The 17,524-nt window shown below is 53.0% G+C and carries 14 protein-coding genes; 11 read left to right on the forward strand and 3 right to left on the reverse strand.

From position 1 onward, the window contains the following. Positions 1-37: 37 nt before the first annotated feature. From D4L85_RS25100 to D4L85_RS25110, 3 genes are all read left to right on the forward strand, one after another. Positions 38-1,912 carry a DNA topoisomerase IV subunit B gene (locus D4L85_RS25100; protein WP_119758939.1) on the forward strand — a complete coding sequence of 625 codons (1,875 nt, stop codon included), beginning with the start codon at positions 38-40 and terminating at the stop codon, positions 1,910-1,912. Positions 1,913-1,959: 47 nt separating this feature from the next. Then, complete coding sequence (locus tag D4L85_RS25105) at positions 1,960-4,851, forward strand: DNA gyrase/topoisomerase IV subunit A (protein WP_119756891.1); 2,892 nt, start codon at positions 1,960-1,962, stop codon at positions 4,849-4,851. Positions 4,852-5,006: 155 nt separating this feature from the next. Then, complete coding sequence (locus D4L85_RS25110) at positions 5,007-5,675, forward strand: OmpA family protein (protein WP_119756892.1); 669 nt, start codon at positions 5,007-5,009, stop codon at positions 5,673-5,675. Between the two features lie 66 nt (positions 5,676-5,741). Here the strand turns inward: D4L85_RS25110 and D4L85_RS25115 are convergent, their stop codons facing one another. From D4L85_RS25115 to D4L85_RS25125, 3 genes are all read right to left on the reverse strand, one after another. Continuing rightward, positions 5,742-6,926, reverse strand: a complete 1,185-nt coding sequence (locus D4L85_RS25115) for a lactonase family protein (RefSeq protein ID WP_119756893.1) — start codon at positions 6,924-6,926, stop codon at positions 5,742-5,744. A gap of 106 nt (positions 6,927-7,032) precedes the next feature. Next, positions 7,033-8,235: a family 1 glycosylhydrolase gene (locus D4L85_RS25120; RefSeq protein WP_160143986.1), complete on the reverse strand. Its 1,203-nt coding sequence runs from the start codon at positions 8,233-8,235 to the stop codon at positions 7,033-7,035. Continuing rightward, positions 8,235-8,930: a M15 family metallopeptidase gene (locus D4L85_RS25125; protein ID WP_160143987.1), complete on the reverse strand. Its 696-nt coding sequence runs from the start codon at positions 8,928-8,930 to the stop codon at positions 8,235-8,237. The genes D4L85_RS25120 and D4L85_RS25125 overlap by 1 nt, the downstream gene beginning before the upstream one ends. Positions 8,931-9,272: 342 nt before the next feature. On the opposite strand from D4L85_RS25125, the gene D4L85_RS25130 reads away from it, so the two are divergent. The 8 genes from D4L85_RS25130 to trpB all read left to right on the forward strand — a co-directional run bounded on the left by D4L85_RS25130 (position 9,273) and on the right by trpB (position 17,518). Continuing rightward, positions 9,273-11,336, forward strand: coding sequence for a M13 family metallopeptidase (locus D4L85_RS25130; protein ID WP_119756896.1), 2,064 nt, complete (start codon positions 9,273-9,275; stop codon positions 11,334-11,336). 136 nt (positions 11,337-11,472) lie between these two features. Next, a complete protein-coding gene (locus D4L85_RS34850) occupies positions 11,473-11,652 on the forward strand; it encodes a 30S ribosomal protein THX (protein ID WP_228450619.1) in 180 nt (59 codons plus the stop codon). A 166-nt stretch (positions 11,653-11,818) separates the two neighbouring features. After that, positions 11,819-13,222 carry an anthranilate synthase component I family protein gene (locus D4L85_RS25140; RefSeq protein ID WP_119756897.1) on the forward strand — a complete coding sequence of 468 codons (1,404 nt, stop codon included), beginning with the start codon at positions 11,819-11,821 and terminating at the stop codon, positions 13,220-13,222. A gap of 50 nt (positions 13,223-13,272) precedes the next feature. After that, positions 13,273-13,839 (forward strand): anthranilate synthase component II, encoded by a 567-nt coding sequence (locus D4L85_RS25145; protein ID WP_119756898.1) that lies wholly within the window; start codon positions 13,273-13,275, stop codon positions 13,837-13,839. 46 nt (positions 13,840-13,885) lie between these two features. Continuing rightward, a complete protein-coding gene (gene trpD / locus D4L85_RS25150) occupies positions 13,886-14,872 on the forward strand; it encodes an anthranilate phosphoribosyltransferase (RefSeq protein WP_119756899.1) in 987 nt (328 codons plus the stop codon). 13 nt (positions 14,873-14,885) lie between these two features. Next, positions 14,886-15,683 carry an indole-3-glycerol phosphate synthase TrpC gene (gene trpC, locus D4L85_RS25155; RefSeq protein ID WP_119756900.1) on the forward strand — a complete coding sequence of 266 codons (798 nt, stop codon included), beginning with the start codon at positions 14,886-14,888 and terminating at the stop codon, positions 15,681-15,683. Further along, positions 15,683-16,321, forward strand: coding sequence for a phosphoribosylanthranilate isomerase (locus tag D4L85_RS25160; RefSeq protein WP_228450620.1), 639 nt, complete (start codon positions 15,683-15,685; stop codon positions 16,319-16,321). Before trpC ends, D4L85_RS25160 begins: the two co-directional genes overlap by 1 nt. Positions 16,322-16,336: 15 nt before the next feature. Continuing rightward, positions 16,337-17,518, forward strand: coding sequence for a tryptophan synthase subunit beta (gene trpB, locus D4L85_RS25165; protein ID WP_119756901.1), 1,182 nt, complete (start codon positions 16,337-16,339; stop codon positions 17,516-17,518). Positions 17,519-17,524 lie beyond the last annotated feature (6 nt).

Below are 17,524 nucleotides of genomic sequence, written 5' to 3' on the forward strand. Positions count from 1 at the left end.
GAAACGTGTTATGGGAAAAGCAGAAAAACCTTCGGCTATGCTAGAATATAATGAATCGAGTATCAAGTCGCTCGACTGGCGCGAGCACATCCGTCTCCGCCCGGGGATGTATATCGGTAAACTGGGCGACGGCTCTTCCAAGGACGACGGCATTTATGTGCTCGTAAAAGAAGTGATGGATAACTCCATCGACGAGCACATGATGGGCCACGGCAAGACCATCGAGGTGAAGATCACCGACCAAAAAGTGACCGTACGCGACTATGGACGCGGTATTCCGTTAGGCAAGGTGGTCGACGTAGTGTCCAAGATCAACACCGGCGCCAAGTACGACAGCGGCGCCTTCCAAAAGTCGGTGGGGTTGAACGGTGTGGGTACCAAGGCGGTGAACGCCCTTTCCAACTACTTCAAAGTGCAGGCTTTCCGCGAAGGCCAGGCCAAGCTGGCCGAATTCAAAAAAGGCGTGCTCACCAACGACGCGCGCGTGACCAAGACCGACGAGAAGAACGGTACCCTGGTGGAGTTCGAGCCGGACAACACCATGTTCAAGAACTACCACTTCATTCCCGAATACCTGGACGACCTCATGTGGAACTACGCCTTCCTCAATGCCGGCCTCACCGTCCTCTATAACGGAAACAAGTACTTCTCCAAAGACGGCCTGCTCGATCTGCTGAAGCAAAAGACCGACGCGGAAGATCTTCGTTATCCCATCGTCCATTTGAAGGGCAACGACATCGAAGTAGCCCTGTCGCATGGCAATCAATACGGCGAAGAATACTACTCGTTCGTGAACGGCCAGAACACTACACAAGGAGGTACGCACCTTGCCGCCTTCCGCGAAGGCATCGTCAAGGGCGTGCGTGACTTCTATAAGAAAGACTATGACGCGGCCGACATCCGCGCCAGCATCGTGGCGGCTATTGCCGTGCGTGTGCAGGAACCGGTGTTTGAATCGCAGACCAAAACCAAGTTGGGCTCGACCAACATGGCGCCGGATGGAGCGACGGTGAGAAGCTTCGTGGGTGACTTTGTTGCGAAAGAGCTTGAGATCTATTTGCATAAGAACCCGATCGCGGCCGATGCCATGTCGAAACGTATCCTGCAATCCGAACGCGAGCGGAAAGAGATCGCCGGCATTAAAAAGCTGGCCAACGACCGCGCCAAAAAAGCCAATCTCCACAACCGGAAGCTCCGCGACTGCCGCTACCACTTTGATGAAAAGAACGAAAAAGGGGTGGACTCCATGATCTTCATCACCGAGGGTGACTCGGCCAGCGGATCGATCACCAAGTCGCGCAGCGTGGAAACGCAAGCCGTTTTCAGCTTGCGGGGTAAGCCCTTGAACTGCTACGCACTGACCAAAAAGGTAGTATACGAAAACGAAGAGTTCAACCTCCTCCAACACGCCCTCAACATCGAGGACGGCCTCGAAGGCCTTCGCTACAACAAAGTGATCGTCGCCACCGATGCCGACGTCGACGGCATGCACATTCGCTTGCTGCTGATGACGTTCTTCCTGCAATTCTTCCCCGAATTGGTAAAGGCCGGGCACGTGTTCATCTTGGAAACGCCGCTGTTCCGCGTACGCAATAAGAAGGAAACCATCTACTGCTACAGCGAAGAAGAAAAACAAGCTGCTGTGGCTAAGTTAGGATCAAAACCAGAGATCACCCGCTTCAAAGGTTTGGGCGAGATCTCACCGGATGAGTTTGGAAACTTCATCGGCGAAGACATCCGCCTGCAACCCGTATTGATGGGCAAAGAAGGACACCTCAACCGGATCCTCGAATTCTATATGGGCAAGAACACGCCCGACCGCCAGGGGTTCATCATCGACAACCTGCGGATCGAATTGGATAAGGTCGAGGCCAAGGAAGAGGTTGTTGTCGCGGAAGAAGAAGAAGCTTAAGAGGAATATTGAAAAAAAGATAGTAACGAGAGAAGAAGACATAGATCATGAGCAAAAAAGAAAAACCCAAAGCCGCTCCCTACCGACCCCCCGTGCCCCCACAGGATGGAGAAGGCGGCGGTGAGGTGCACTCGGTCGCCATCGACGGTTTATACGAAAGCTGGTTCCTGGACTACGCCTCCTACGTGATCCTGGAACGCGCTGTTCCCAAGATCGAAGACGGTTTCAAACCCGTGCAGCGCCGCATCATGCACTCGCTGAAGGAAATGGACGACGGCCGGTTCAACAAGGTGGCCAACGTGATCGGGAACACCATGCAGTATCACCCGCACGGTGATGCCGCCATCGGCGAGGCCATCGTCAACATCGGCCAAAAAGATATCCTCATAGAAACCCAGGGCAACTGGGGCGATGTGCGCACCGGCGACGGCGCGGCAGCCCCGCGTTATATTGAAGCCCGGCTTTCCAAATTCGCCCTCGATGTGGTCTACAACCCGCAAACCACCGAGTGGCAACTCTCGTATGACGGCCGCAAGAAAGAGCCCGTAACGCTACCGGTAAAGTTCCCTTTGTTGTTGGCACAAGGCGTGGAAGGTATAGCCGTAGGGTTATCCACCAAGATCCTGCCCCACAACTTCAACGAGCTCATCAAAGCATCGATCGACGTCCTCAAAGGCAAGAACCCGAAGGTCTACCCCGACTTCCCAACAGGCGGCACGGGCGATTTCACAGACTACAACCAAGGGCTTCGCGGCGGCAAGATCAAGGTCCGCGCCAAGATCGAGATTGTTGATAAAAAGACGCTGATAATCAAAGAGATACCATTCTCCACGACAACCACTTCTTTAATGGAGTCGATCGTGAAGGCGAGCGAGAAGGGACAGATCAAAGTGAAGCAGGTGATCGACAACACGGCCAAGGACGTGGAGATCCAGATCCTGTTGCAACCCGGGCAGTCGCCCGAGATCGCCATGGATGCCTTGTATGCCTTCACCGATTGTGAGATCAGCATCTCGCCCAATGCCTGTGTCATCATCGAAGACAAGCCCACCTTCCTCACCGTGGGCGACATCCTCAAATACAACACCCGTCAAACGGTTGAGTTACTGAAAAGGGAACTCGAGATCCGGAAAGGCGAGTTGATGGAGAAGATCCTCTTCTCTTCGCTGGAAAAGATCTTTATCGAAAACCGGATCTACCGCAACATCGAAGAGGCCGAAAGCTGGGAGGAAGTGATCGAGACGATCGACAAAGGCCTGAAGCCCCACAAAAAGAAATTCTATCGCGAGATCACCCGCGACGACATCATCCGCCTCACGGAGATCCGCATCAAACGCATCTCAAAATTCGACTCGTTCAAAGCCGACGAGATGCTGCGCGACCTGCAGAAGGAGTTGAAGGAAACCGAGCATAACCTGAAGAACCTCACGGACTATGCCATCGCCTACTATCAAAACCTGCTGACCAAATACGGCAAGGGACGCGAACGCAAGACCGAGATCAAGAGCTTCCAGTCGGTGACCGCCGTGGAGGTGATTGCCAACAACCAGAAATTGTATGTGAACCGTGCCGATGGCTTCGTAGGCTACGGTCTGAAACGCGACGAGTACATCGCCGATTGCTCCGAGCTCGACGACGTCGTTGCCATCCGCAAAGACGGCAAATTGCTGGTGTCACGCATCCAGGAAAAAGCGTTCATGGGCAAAGACATCCTGTTCGTGGGCATTTGGAAAAAGGGCGACGAGCGCATGGTCTACAACGTGATCTATTCCGATGGAAAGAGCGGCAGCGGCTTTGTGAAACGTTTCAACTTGCCGGGTATGATCCGCGACAAGGAGTATGACCTCACTCAAGGCAATCCGAACTCCAAGCTTTATTATGTGTCGGGCAATCCCAATGGAGAGGCCGAACAAGTGGAGGTGAAGTTGTCGCAGTCCAGCAGCGCCCGGAAGAAGATCTTCAAATTTGATTTTGCAGAGTTGGAAGTGAAAGGCCGTGGCGCACGGGGCAACATCCTCACCAAGTACCCGCTGCGGAAAGTAGACTTCCTCAAGGCCGGCGGCTCCACACTGAGCAAGCTCGACCTCTGGTACGACGCCGATGCCGGTCGCATCAACAAGGAAAAGCGCGGCAAGTACCTCGGTAAATTCGAAGGCGACGACCAACTCATCGCTTTTGGCCGCAATGGCACCTACAAGATCACCAACTACGACATCACCAATCGTTACGAACCCGAGAAGACACTGCTCGTAGAACGCTTCAATCCCGAGAAACCCATCTCGGCCGTCTATGTCGATGGCGAAAGCAAGCAATTCATGGTGAAGCGTTTCCTCATCGAAACCAGCACCGCCGACAAGGAATTCGGTTTCATCTCCGAAGGCATCGGTTCGCGCCTGGTAGTCGTGACCACATCCGAAACACCCGAGGTGGAAGTGACGGAAGTGAAAGGCAAAGACAAAGAGAAAGTGACCGACACGGTGAACCTCGAGGAGATCGTGGAAATAAAAGGCTGGAAAGCGCTGGGCAACCGCCTCAGTCAAAACAAGGTAACGAACGTGACGTTGGTGGCCGAACCGGAAGAAACAGGGTTTGAAGAAGGGGATGAGGATAACAACCTCGTGGAGGCAGCGGATAGCGGCCAAAAAAAAAAGAAGTCCCTGACCACAACCAGTGGATCGAAGAAGGGGAGCAAGCCAGCCTCTTCGCCGAGCCCGAAAAGCCAAAGCACCAAGTCCCCGCAAACCAGCAAGGCGAAAGCCAGCGGCCAAAAGTCAAAGTCGAGCAGCAAGACCTCTTCGGCCAAGCCCAAGGCGGCCAAGAAAGCGCCGGCGAAGAAGGCTCCCGCCAAAAAGGCTCAGGCCAAGAAGGTGACAGCCAAAAAAGCGCCGGCGAAGAAGAAAGCGGCCAAGCCGGCGAAAGCAGCGAAGAAAAAACGCTGAGGGAAAGAGCTGAACGGGAAGGAAGAGACGGCGGCCATGAAGGTGGCAAGGCTTTTGGTGTAGGTGAAACGATTGATCTTGATTTATAACGAAGCATTCCGGTATTCACCGGAGTGTTTCGTTTCACTTTATAAAAGTTATCTACCTTTGCCCGCATGAAGACTCTCATTATTTCCTTAGGCTTGTCTATGGTGGTCACCCTCGTCATGGCACAAGAGCCCGAGATCCTCGCCGAAGGCAAGGTCACCGACTCGCGGACCAACAAAGGCATCAAAGCCAACGTCAAATACAGCAGCATCCCGACCGGAAGCATCTTCGGCCGCTTTAACGACAGCACGTTCTCGTTCCCGATCTTTGGCACCGCCAAATACCAGATCACCGCAGAAGCCACCGGCTACAACCCCCGCACCGTTATCGTCGACCCCAAAGACATCGACGCCAACCGCAAAGTGCTCCGCGACATCTCGCTCACCCCCACGGGCCAAACCATGCGCTTGACCCACCTGATCTTTGCGCAAGGCAAATCCACCATCGACCCGAAGTCGTTTGGCGAGTTGGATGAGGTTGCTCAAATGATGAAGGAGAACACCAAGATCGTGATCCAGCTCGAAGGCCACACCGACAACCAAGGGAGCAGCAAAGCCAATCTCGCGCTGTCGGAAGAACGCGTGGAAGCGGTGAAAAAATATCTGGTAAACAAGGGCATCGGGAAAGACCGCGTAAAGACGAAAGCCTTTGGCGGCAGCCAACCGCTTTCAAACGAGATGACCCAGGAAGCCCGCGCGCTCAACCGGAGAGTGGAGATGCGAATTCTGAAAGATTAATAATCTGGCTACTTTTTTTCTTAGAACACGCCTTCCGAAAGGCGCGGGGATGTTCGTGCGAATGCGCTAGAGCGTAAGCATTTTCAAACACACCGGCGAAGGCACTTTCAACGGCTTTCCCACTACCGTGAGCTTACCGGTTTTCGGATTGATCCGATAGGTAACGATCGTATCCGAATCCATGTTCGCCACGAAAATGAATTCCCCTTTCGGATCCATCATAAAATTCCGGGGCGTCTTTCCGCCAACATCCTGCGTGCCGATGAATGTCAATTTACCGGTCGTAGGTGAAATGCTGAAGATGCTGAGCGCGTTGAGTCCGCGATTGGACATGTACAAGAACTTGCCTTTCGGATCGACGTGGATATCGGCGCTGGTGTTTTGCTCTTTGAACGTCACGGGGAGCGAACGAACCGTGTCTTCCACCACCGTCCAGGCGCCAGTTGTTTTGTCTACCGCATACACACCGACCGTCGATGTCAACTCTTCCACCACGTAAGCAAATTTACCGTTCGGGTGCCAGGTCATGTGGCGCGGGCCGGCTCCAGGCGTGACGTTAACCTCCGGGGTACTGGCCGGTTGCAGGGTGCCGTTCGTTTCATCGAAGTTATAGATGTAGATCTTGTCCGTACCCAAATCGGCCACATAAAGAAATTTGTTGTCGGGCGAGATCATCGTGGAGTGCACGTGCGGGCCGTCCTGGCGCTTCACGTTCACGCTGGTGCCCACGTAGCGTTTGGCATCCGAGGGCGTGCCCAGCAGGCCGTCGTCGAACAACGGGAGCACGATCAGGTTGCCCTGGCTATAGTTGGAGATGAAAACAAATTGGCCGTTTTTGTCCACCGTGATGTGGCAGGGTCCATCGCCATAAGAGGACCGGTTGTTGAGACCGCTAAGTCTCCCGGTCTTGGGATCGATACCATAGGCACTCACCGAACCCTTTTCGCTATCGTTCACATCCGCCTTGCCGCTATTGACAGAATACAGGAATTTATGATTGGGATGGATGGCCAGGAAGTTAGGGCTCTCCAAACCGGGTACCGTCTGCAACGGTTTGAACGTGCGTTTGGCGCGGTCGAATGTGAAGGCATAGATGCCCTGGCTGCCCCGAACCGAGTAGGTGCCCACGTACATGATCTCTTTACTTTGCTGAGTTTTTTGCTGAGTGCTCTTTTGTTGCGTGCTCCTTTGCTGAGCGCTGGCCGTAAAAAAAAGCAAGAGCGATAGCAGTGCGGGTATCAGTCTTTTCATCACATTGGGGAGAAGTGTTTCAAAACTAAACTAACTTTTCACAACCGCCAAGCAGAAGCGCACACACGGCGTTTTGTATAGAGGAAAGATACAGAGAATCGCGACGTTAGCTCGCGACCTTTTTTTGAACGGCAACCCTGATCTTCTTGGTGTAGGCCAACGAAGCATACAAGTCGCCACTGGGGCGCCGGCGCCGGTGCATGGTAACGGGGTCGCATTCATACAACCCGAAGCGCATCGAAGGGCCGAGGTGCCATTCGAAATTGTCCCACGTGCTCCAGAAATAATAGCCTTTGATGTCGATGCCGTCTTGCAACGCTTCGTGGATGATGAGCGCGTAATCCTGGATCGCCTGCAAACGCAGGAAATCGCTTTCGTCGCAGACGCCGTTCTCGGTGATGATGATGGGCTTTTTGTATTTATTCCAATACCGGTCGATGCAGGTGCGGAGTCCTTCGGGGTGATATTCCCAGATGTCGTCGTGGCGGCGGCCGAGGGCTTTCATCTTTTCGGGCGTCTCCAGGAAGGTGATGGGCAATGGGTCGTGGGGGATCCGCCCGTAATAGCTCATGCCAAAAAAATCCGCTTTCTCGAAATGGCTGGGTACGTATTCCATAAACCACCAGTCCGAAAGCCGCGCGGGAAACCAACCCAACAGGTTTTCAGCCGAAAAGATCGTGGCGTTGTGCGAGATGCCCACAGGATGTGCGGGGAATTTTTCTTTGATGTAATCGTATACCTGGTCGTGTGCCAGGCCCATGTTCTTCACCACTTTACCGGCCAGCAATGGATTGATCTTGAAAGGAGGGAAGAAGGCGGTGATCCAGCCGTAGCTGGCATATACATTGGGCTCATTGAACGTGTTCCAGTACGACACGTATTCGCCAAACTCGTCCACCACTTTGCGGGCAAAGTCCACCCAATAGGGAATGTTCTCTTCTTTTTCCCATCCACCCAACCGGGAAAACCAGAGCGGGTTGGTGAAGTGATGGAGCACCATCATGATGTCGACACCCTTTGCTTTCAGATCCTGGATAAAGGCATGGTATTCCTGTGCGGTCTCGCGGTGGAACGTTCCATAGGGCTCGCGTTGCAGCTTGCTCCACTGCAAGCTCATTCGGTAGTTGGGGGCCAGCGAAGCAATGATGCCGGCGTCTTCTTTAAAGCGTTTTTCGTGATCGGTGGTGCGGTCGAACACAAATCCGTGGCGGGCTTTCACGCCTTGCCAATCGTGTTCAAATGCGGTTTCAATTTGGGGAGCGGCGGTGCTGGTGCCGAAGAAGAAGGCATCCGGGAATTGGATCTTCATCACCGGCGGGTCATGGCGCTTTGGGTAACTTCCCATTCCTTCCAATACTTCCGGAGCGTCAGGAGGTCTTCCTCGAGACAAGGATATTCGTTTTCGGAAACGGAGGGCAGTATGCCGGCGGTGAGGTGTTTGGACGTGAGGCCGCCGGTCCATTCAAAGTGGCCGGGGTCGTAGGGCTTGCGCCAGCGTCCACCCCAACGCAAACCAAGTTTTTCACCGGTCACGCCCACTTTGCGCCAGAGGGCGACATTGTCCCACACGGCAACGGAGTCAACGATCGGCACGACGTCGATCGCCAGACCATATTGGTGCTTGGAGCGGCCGGCGCCGGAGTTCGTGTATTTCTTGCCCATGGTCTTGTATTCGTTTTGCTTGGCATGGGTGCGATAGGATTCAACAACGGCCAGTTCGATGCCTTTGGCGCGGCAGTCGATGATGAGCTTTTTAATTTTATCACGGAAGTACGGATGCAGGGCGTTGAGGTCGGTGATCATGGCCATGGCGCCGCGGTCTTTGCCAAACGTGTAGTTCTGAACGCTGCTCCAGGTTTTCCAGGCCTCCAGGGTGTCGATGGCCTCTTCGGCCAGGTCGGCAGAAGGGGCGGAAAAGCCCCTGCGGTAGGGTATAACTACGTTATCCTCAACAGGTTCCTCGTGGAACCATTCGGCGTGGCTGCGGCAATCCAAAGGGGCCAAAAGGTCGCCAATTTGCGCTTGGGACGAGAAACCAGCCACTGCAAAAGCTACTGAAAGAGAGAGTTTTAGAACACTACGCATTAATACATCCTACATTATAGCAGGCAAATATATGATTTTTAGAACATTGGGTCCATATTTTTCATCACCCGAATACCGTTAATTTTTTAAGTTTTACATCCGGCGTAAGGTTTATCATGGCCTTTTCGGAATCCGCGTAGGCGCACCGTGGGGGATATACAAAATGCCATAAGCCGGAAGGCAAATCCAACAGCGACCGCTCACCCATCCAACCGTTAGCCTTTTTACGGCATATGATTATATTCGCGAAACTCTTAACCTATGAAAAAACTAGCACATGTTGTCCTCGCAGGGGTTGCCCTCGCTGCGGTGTCCTGTTCTACAAAGAAAGCGGAAGAAGACAAGCTCCCCGAGGGGGTGGGCATCAACCTTTCGTACGTAGACACGACCGTGCGTCCCCAGGATGACTTTTTCAAGTATGTGAACGGCGGTTGGATTGCCAAAACCAACATTCCCGCCGATCAAGGTCGCTGGGGCTCTTTCAACGAGCTTCGTGAATACAATAACGACGTGGTATTGAAAGTGTTGAAGAAAGCCGCCGAAAACACGCAGCTCTATCCCGAAGGCACCGATCAGCGCAAAGCTTCCGATTTCTATTCCATCGGCATGGACTCTACCTTGGCTGAGCGCGTGGGCATCACACCCATTAAACCGATCCTGGCCCAGATCGAAGCTATCAAATCCAAAAACGACATTCAGGCCTATCTGGTGGAGGATGTGCTCACCGGCGGTGGGGCCTTCTTCGGTCTGGGTATTTTGCCCGATCTGAAAAACAGCAAAAAAATGGGCGCCTACCTGGGTTCGGGTGGCATTGGCCTGCCGGAACGCGACTATTATCTGAAAGACGACGCGAAGTCCAAAGAGACGCGCGAAAAGTACAAGGAATACCTGACCAAGCTTTTCACGCTGGCGCTCGTGTCCGACACCAAAGCGAAAGCCGATGCTGCCACCGTGCTGCGCCTGGAAACCGATCTGGCAAAGGCCACACTCAGCAAAGAAGACAGCCGCAACCCGGTGAAGCAATACAACCCCCGGACGGTGGCAGAGCTCACCAAACTAACGCCCTCCATAAACTGGAAAGCCTATTTTCACGGGCTGAACGTGCACGAAGACACGATCATCGTGACCGAGCCCGAGTTCATGAAGGCCTACGAAAAGATCGTGAACACCTACAAGATCGATGACATCAAAACCTATTTGAAAGCGGCCTTACTGCGCGGCTCGTCCCCTTTCTTGAACCACGATTTTGTGGATGCCTCCTTTGAATTCAACACCAAATACCTTCGCGGCACCGACAAGATGCGTCCCCGCTGGAAGCGCGTATTGGATGTTACGGACAGCTACCTCGGCGAAGCCATGGGCAAGCTCTACGTAGACGAAGCCTTCCCACCGGAAGCCAAGAAAAAGGCCCTGGAAATGGTGGAAAACATCAAATTGGCCTTTGCCGACCGTATCAACAGCCTCGACTGGATGTCGGATTCCACCAAGAAAAGCGCGTTGCACAAGCTGAGCACGTTTACCGTGAAGATCGGCTATCCCGACAAATGGCACGACTATTCGAAGCTGACCATCGAGAAGGCCCCTGAAAAAGCCTCCTACTTTGGCAATGCCCTGGCCGCTTCACGCTTCCAGGTGATCGAGCAGATCGAGAAACTGGGCAAGCCGGTCGACAAGACCGAGTGGCAAATGACGCCCCAGACCGTGAATGCCTACTACAACCCGCTCTTCAACGAGATCGTTTTCCCCGCCGGCATTCTGCAGCCCCCGTTCTATGACTATCGCGCCGACGAGGCCGTGAACTACGGCGGCATCGGTTCGGTGATCGGCCACGAGATCTCCCACGGCTTCGACGACCAGGGCAGCCAGTTCGACGCCGACGGCAACCTGAAAAACTGGTGGCAGAGCGTTGACCTGGACAAATTCCAGGGCAAAGGCAAAGCCTACGCAAAGCAGTTTGATAAATACGAACCGCTGCCAGGCGTGTTTGTGCAAGGCCAATTCACGCTGGGTGAAAACATCGGCGACCTCGGCGGCCTCGCGGTGGCCTATGAAGGCCTGCAGCGTTTCTATAAAGACCACAAGAAACCCGGCCCCATTGACGGGCTCACACCGGAACAGCGCTTCTTCATGTCGTGGGGCACCATCTGGCGCACCAAGTACCGCGACGAAGCCCTGCGCACCCAAGTGCTCACCGACCCCCACTCTCCGGGTATGTATCGTGCCAACGGTCCACTGTCGAACTTCGAACCTTTCTATAAAGCTTATGATGTGAAGGAAGGTGACAAGATGTTCAGACCGGATAGTGCGCGTGTGAAGATCTGGTAAGCGAAATTCATTTGAACCGCGCCTCCGCGCTCGTCGAAGCCTTAGCGAAGGTGAGGCGGTTTTAAATTTTTTTCACGCCGAGTTTGTAATAAACCGATAACTCACTATTATTGCCCTCGCAAAGAGCAACCATAACATGGGAAAAGGAGATAAAAAGTCGAAAAAAGGAAAGATCTGGAGAGACTCTTACGGAGTATCCCGCAACAAAAAAGCCCTGAAGGCAAAATTGAAAAGAACGGCTTCTAAGAAGCCCGTAACCGCGGAAGCCGCTGGTGAAGCAGCAGCAAAACCGAAAAGAACAACGACTAAAAAATAAGGAGTCGAAAATCAAATGATGAAGTTTACAAACATTGCATGGTGGTGGCACAGATCGGGATCCGATATGTGAACAGCCTTGTTATGACTTTTAAGATAAGCCGAAGGCCTGCTGTTCACAGCAGGCCTTCTTTTTTTGTCCAAACTCAATCCATAGCTATACGCCGATGAAGTACAAATTGAAAACCTACTCCAAAAAACTGCTGGCCGACACGCTCACGCCCGTGAACATCTACCTGAAGCTGCGCGATGTGTATGCCGGAAGCATTTTGCTGGAAAGCTCCGATTATCACGGTCATGAAAACAGCCTCTCCTATATCTGTTGCGACCCCATCGCTTCGTTCGAAGTAAAGGACAACGCCGCCGAATACCGTTATCCCGACGGCAAAACGGAGAAGGAAACCATTACCCGTGTCGGCCAGGTCACCACCATGTTGGAGAATTTCAAGAACGCCATCGAACCCGACAACATTCCCTCGGCCTATGCCAATTGCGGCTTGTTCGGCTACATCGCCTATGATGCCATCCGTTTCTTTGAGGACGTGAAGATCGAACGGAAAGAGCAAAGCATCCCGGATGTGTTGTATAAGTTGTATCGCTATGTGATCATCGTGAACCATTTCTCCAACGAGTTGAGCTTGTATGAGCATTGCTACGCCGGCAAAGGCGAATGCCACAGCACGCTGGACCGCGTGGAGCAGATCATTTTCAGCAACAAGTTCTCGACCTACAAATTTTCCCTCACCGATGGCGAGACCTCTAATGTGGACGACGAAGAGTTTGTGAAGATCGTGGAGAAAGGGAAGGAGCATTGCTATCGTGGCGATGTGTTTCAGATCGTGTTGTCGCGCCGGTTTACCACCGGTTTCAAAGGCGATGAGTTTAATGTGTATCGCGCGCTGCGTTCCATAAACCCGTCGCCTTATTTATTTTATTTTGATTATGGAAGCTTCAAGCTGTTCGGTTCGTCGCCGGAAGCGCAGTTGCAGGTGAGCCACGGCAAGGCTCACATTTACCCCATCGCCGGAACCTTCAGGCGCTCGGGCAACGACCAGGAAGACGCCGCCATCGCGGAGAAGCTGGCCGCCGATGAAAAGGAAAATGCCGAACACGTGATGCTGGTCGACCTGGCCCGCAACGACATGAGCCGCAATGCCGAACACGTCACCGTGGAGGTATTCAAAGAGATCCAATTCTATTCGCACGTGATCCACCTGGTTTCGAAGGTGACGGGTACGTTGAAGAAAGATACGTCTGTTGTGAACATTGCAGCCGATACATTTCCGGCGGGAACCCTTTCCGGAGCTCCGAAGCACATGGCCATGACGTTGATCGACAAGTATGAAAACATCAACCGCAGTTTCTACGGCGGCGCGATCGGCTTTATGGGATATGACGGTTCTTTCAACCATGCCATCATGATCCGCACCTTCCTGAGCCGTGAAAACAAATTGATCTACCAGGCCGGTGCCGGGGTGGTGTCCAAGTCGAATTCCGAGAGCGAGTTGCAGGAAGTGAACAACAAGCTTACGGCATTGCGCAAGGCAGTTTTATTGGCAGAGAAAATCTAAAATCAACCGAAAAGAAATCATCACACGCAAAAGCAAATCAGCAGACACACATGAAAATTCTTGTTCTCGATAATTACGATTCGTTTACCTATAATCTCGTCCACATCCTGCGGGCGTTGAACTATTCCCTTGATGTTTTCAGGAACGACAAGATCGCGTTGGAAGCGGTGAAAGCTTATGATAAGATCTTGTTGTCGCCAGGCCCGGGCATCCCCGATGAAGCCGGCATCATGAAACAGGTGGTGCGCGAATATGGTCCGACCAAAAGTATCCTGGGCATTTGTCTCGGACATCAGGGTATTGGCGAAGTCTATGGAGCAACCTTATTCAACATCCCCAAAGTGCTGCACGGTGTAACGTCGGTGGCCAGGGTGACCGACCGCAACGAATATCTTTTCAAGAACGTGCCCGACACGTTCCAGGCCACGCATTACCATTCCTGGGCCGTGAAACCCGAAACCCTCACCGACGACCTGCGCGCCACCGCCACCAACGACGACGGGCTCATCATGGGACTAACCCACGTGCGCTACGACGTGAAAGGTCTGCAATTCCACCCCGAATCCATCATGACGCCGGAAGGACCCAAGATGGTGGAGAATTGGTTGAAACATTGATCGCCCTGCATTCAGACCTCATACAAAAGCATTCAATAAAAACAACATGAAAGAAATTCTCAACGAACTCATCGACCACCGCTCGCTCACCAAAGAGTCGGCGAAGAAAGTGCTGGTCGACCTGGCGTCCGGAAAATATAATCCCAGCCTGACCACCGCCTTCATGACCGTGTACATGATGCGCAGCATTACGGTGGACGAACTGCAGGGCTTTCGCGATGCCATGCTGGAACTTTGCGTGCCGGCAAAATTTGATCAGCCCGTGATGGATGTTTGCGGCACCGGCGGCGATGGCAAGAATACCTTTAACATGTCGACGTTGTCCTCCTTTGTGGTGGCGGCGGCAGGACAGCCCGTTGCCAAGCACGGCAACTATGGCGTATCCTCGGCATGCGGATCGTCAAACCTGCTGGAATATTTTGGCTACAAATTCACGAACGACATCGACGAACTGAAGCGCAGCCTTGACCGGGCAAACATTTGCTTTATGCACGCCCCGCTGTTTCATCCCGCCATGAAGAATGTGGCGCCTATACGCAAGGAATTGGGCGTGAAGACATTTTTCAACATGCTGGGTCCGATGGTAAACCCGGCCTTTCCCACGCGACAGCTCGTGGGTGTGTTCAACCTGGAGCTGGCGCGGCAATACGGGTATTTATATCAGAACACAGAAAAAGATTTTGTCATCCTCCATTCCATCGACGGCTACGATGAAGTGTCGCTGACGGGGCCGTTCAAATTCTTTTTCAACGGCGGCGAAAAGATGCTGGAGCCGGCCGACCTTGGGTTGCCCCGCCTCACGCACGACGATATTCGCGGGGGCAGCACGGTGGAGGAATCCGCGAAGGTGTTTATGAACATTTTGGAAGGGAAAGGCACGCCCGCGCAAGTATCGGCCGTGACGGCCAATGCGGCGATGGCATTGTACACGGGTCATCAAAAAGAAGGCTTGCCGCGTGCCGTGGAACGTGCCACCGAAGCGCTCAAATCCGGAAAGGCGTTGCAGTCTTTCAAAAACCTGATGGGAAAATAAAACAAAGACCGACATGAACATTTTAGACGAGATCATCGCCTATAAAAAGAAAGAAGTTGCCGATCGCAAGGAGCTTTACCCGGTGAAATTGCTGGAGCAAAGTCACTACTTTGCCACGCAGCCGGTATCATTAAAGAAATACATTCAGCGCGACGACCTTTCAGGAATCATTGCCGAGATCAAACGCAAGTCGCCTTCAAAAGGAGTGATCAATCCGCACGTGTCGGTGGAGCGTACATCCATTGGCTATATGCAAGCCGGCGCTTCCGCGTTGTCGGTGCTGACCGATACGAATTTCTTTGGCGGCAGCAACGACGACCTGATGACGGCGCGCAAATTTAATTTTTGCCCCATCCTTCGGAAGGATTTTACCGTCGATGAATACCAGATCGTGGAGGCCAAGTCGATCGGCGCCGACGCGATATTGCTCATCGCCGCCGCCTTGCCACCGGCCCGCGTAAAAGAACTCGCGGCGTTTGCACATTCCTTTGGACTGGAGGTTTTACTGGAAGTGCACAACGAAGAAGAACTAAACGCCAACCTCGACGCCCAAGCCGATCTGATCGGTGTAAACAACCGGAACCTGAAAACTTTTGAGCTCAGCGTGGAGATCTCCAAACAACTGGCCAAGCGGATCCCCGACACCGTAGTGAAAGTCTCGGAGAGCGGCATCGAATCCGTGGCAACGATTCTTGAATTGAAGACCTACGGCTACGAAGGATTTTTGATGGGGCAGAATTTTATGCAATACAGCCGTCCCGAAATCGCCGCGAAGGAATTTATACACGACCTAAAAAAAGCAACGCACTGATGGCCCGGCTCGCGGACATAAAGCTGAAGATCTGCGGCATGCGGGATGCCGAAAACATCCAGGCAGTAACTGCGTTGTCGCCACAGTACATGGGCTTTATCTTTTACCGGAAGTCGCCGCGGTTTGTCGGCGATGATTTTGTGATGCCGGCCATTTCGCCGGGTATAAAGAAAGTGGGCGTCTTTGTCAATGAGACCACGGAAAACATCCTGCGCATCGCTTCCCGGTACGACCTCACCCTAATCCAACTGCACGGGCATGAAACGCCGGAGCAATGCCGCGATCTGAAAGCCAAGGGACTGAGTGTCATCAAAGTGTTTTCCGTGGGGGAAGATTTTGATTGGAGCACCGTGCAGCCTTATAAATCGTTGGCCGATTTTTTTCTTTTCGACACCAAAGGCAAATACTACGGCGGCAATGCCCAGGCGTTCGATTGGTCGTTGCTCCAAAAATATGACCAGGAAATTCCATTCTTCCTGAGTGGTGGACTTTCGCCGGAAAATATCGATGACGTGGACCGGTTAAAAGGCATGAATCTTTATGCGCTGGATGTAAACAGCGGTGTGGAGGACAGCCCCGGTGTGAAGAATGCGTCAAAAATTGAATCTGTTCTTGAGAAATTAAAATCATTGAAGTGATCTAAACCCGAAAGCATGAAATACACTGTAAACGAAAAGGGATACTACGGCAAATTTGGAGGCGCCTATATTCCCGAAATGCTTTACCCCAACGTGGAAGAGCTGCGCACACGCTACCTGGATATCATTTACGAGGAAGGGTTTCAAAAAGAGTTTCACAAATTGCTCCGCGACTACGTGGGACGGCCCACGCCGCTCTACCTGGCGAAACGTCTTTCTGAGAAATATGGCGCCACGATCTATCTGAAACGCGAAGACCTCTGCCATACCGGCGCGCACAAAGTGAACAATACGATTGGTCAGATCCTGTTGGCAAAACGCCTCGGCAAACAAAAGATCATTGCTGAAACCGGCGCCGGACAACACGGTGTGGCTACGGCGACGGTATGCGCGCTGATGGGAATGGAATGCATTGTCTACATGGGCAAAATTGACATGGAGCGGCAGCGTCCTAACGTAGAGCGCATGCGCATCCTCGGGGCCACTGTAGTTCCCGCACTTAGCGGCAGCATGACTCTGAAAGATGCTACCAATGAAGCCATGCGGCACTGGATCAACAACCCCACCGATACACACTACATCATTGGATCGGTAGTAGGACCTCATCCTTATCCCGACATGGTGGCTCGCTTTCAGTCGGTGATCAGCGAAGAAATGAGAAAGCAATTGCAGGAAGAGATCGGCAATCCATACCCCGACTATGTGTTTGCCTGCGTCGGAGGCGGTAGCAACGCTGCGGGAGCGTTCTATCATTTCCTGGACGATGAACACGTCACACTGGTAGCATCTGAAGCTGCTGGCAAGGGAGTCGACAGCGGCGAATCCGCGGCGACTACGGCGCTTGGAAAACCCGGTGTGCTTCACGGCAGCAAAACGATATTGATGCAGACCGAGGATGGTCAAGTGGTGGAACCCTATTCCATCTCGGCCGGGTTGGATTACCCCGGCATCGGGCCTATACACGCCCACTTGTTTGATGTAGGACGTGTAAAGTTCGTGAGCGCCACCGACGACGAAGCCATGAATGCGGGGCTGGAGTTGAGCCGGATGGAGGGCATCATTCCTGCCATCGAATCGGCCCATGCGCTGGCTGCCTTGAATCAATTCACCTTTGAAAAGGACGACGTGGTGGTGGTCAATTTATCGGGCCGTGGCGACAAGGATTTGGAAACCTATATCCGTTGGGGAAAATATTAACGAGAC

This window comes from Chryseolinea soli (assembly GCF_003589925.1).
Taxonomy (GTDB): Bacteria; Bacteroidota; Bacteroidia; order Cytophagales; family Cyclobacteriaceae; genus Chryseolinea; species Chryseolinea soli.

Excerpts from the sequence above, each read along its gene's own strand:
- D4L85_RS25100 (WP_119758939.1), top strand. The coding sequence starts at position 38 with ATGCTAGAATATAATGAATCGAGTATCAAGTCGCTCGACTGGCGCGAG.
- D4L85_RS25105 (WP_119756891.1), top strand. The coding sequence starts at position 1,960 with ATGAGCAAAAAAGAAAAACCCAAAGCCGCTCCCTACCGACCCCCCGTG.
- D4L85_RS25110 (WP_119756892.1), top strand. The coding sequence starts at position 5,007 with ATGAAGACTCTCATTATTTCCTTAGGCTTGTCTATGGTGGTCACCCTC.
- D4L85_RS25115 (WP_119756893.1), bottom strand. The coding sequence starts at position 6,926 with ATGAAAAGACTGATACCCGCACTGCTATCGCTCTTGCTTTTTTTTACG.
- D4L85_RS25120 (WP_160143986.1), bottom strand. The coding sequence starts at position 8,235 with ATGAAGATCCAATTCCCGGATGCCTTCTTCTTCGGCACCAGCACCGCC.
- D4L85_RS25130 (WP_119756896.1), top strand. The coding sequence starts at position 9,273 with ATGAAAAAACTAGCACATGTTGTCCTCGCAGGGGTTGCCCTCGCTGCG.
- D4L85_RS34850 (WP_228450619.1), top strand. The coding sequence starts at position 11,473 with ATGGGAAAAGGAGATAAAAAGTCGAAAAAAGGAAAGATCTGGAGAGAC.
- D4L85_RS25140 (WP_119756897.1), top strand. The coding sequence starts at position 11,819 with ATGAAGTACAAATTGAAAACCTACTCCAAAAAACTGCTGGCCGACACG.
- D4L85_RS25145 (WP_119756898.1), top strand. The coding sequence starts at position 13,273 with ATGAAAATTCTTGTTCTCGATAATTACGATTCGTTTACCTATAATCTC.
- trpD (WP_119756899.1), top strand. The coding sequence starts at position 13,886 with ATGAAAGAAATTCTCAACGAACTCATCGACCACCGCTCGCTCACCAAA.
- trpC (WP_119756900.1), top strand. The coding sequence starts at position 14,886 with ATGAACATTTTAGACGAGATCATCGCCTATAAAAAGAAAGAAGTTGCC.
- D4L85_RS25160 (WP_228450620.1), top strand. The coding sequence starts at position 15,683 with ATGGCCCGGCTCGCGGACATAAAGCTGAAGATCTGCGGCATGCGGGAT.
- trpB (WP_119756901.1), top strand. The coding sequence starts at position 16,337 with ATGAAATACACTGTAAACGAAAAGGGATACTACGGCAAATTTGGAGGC.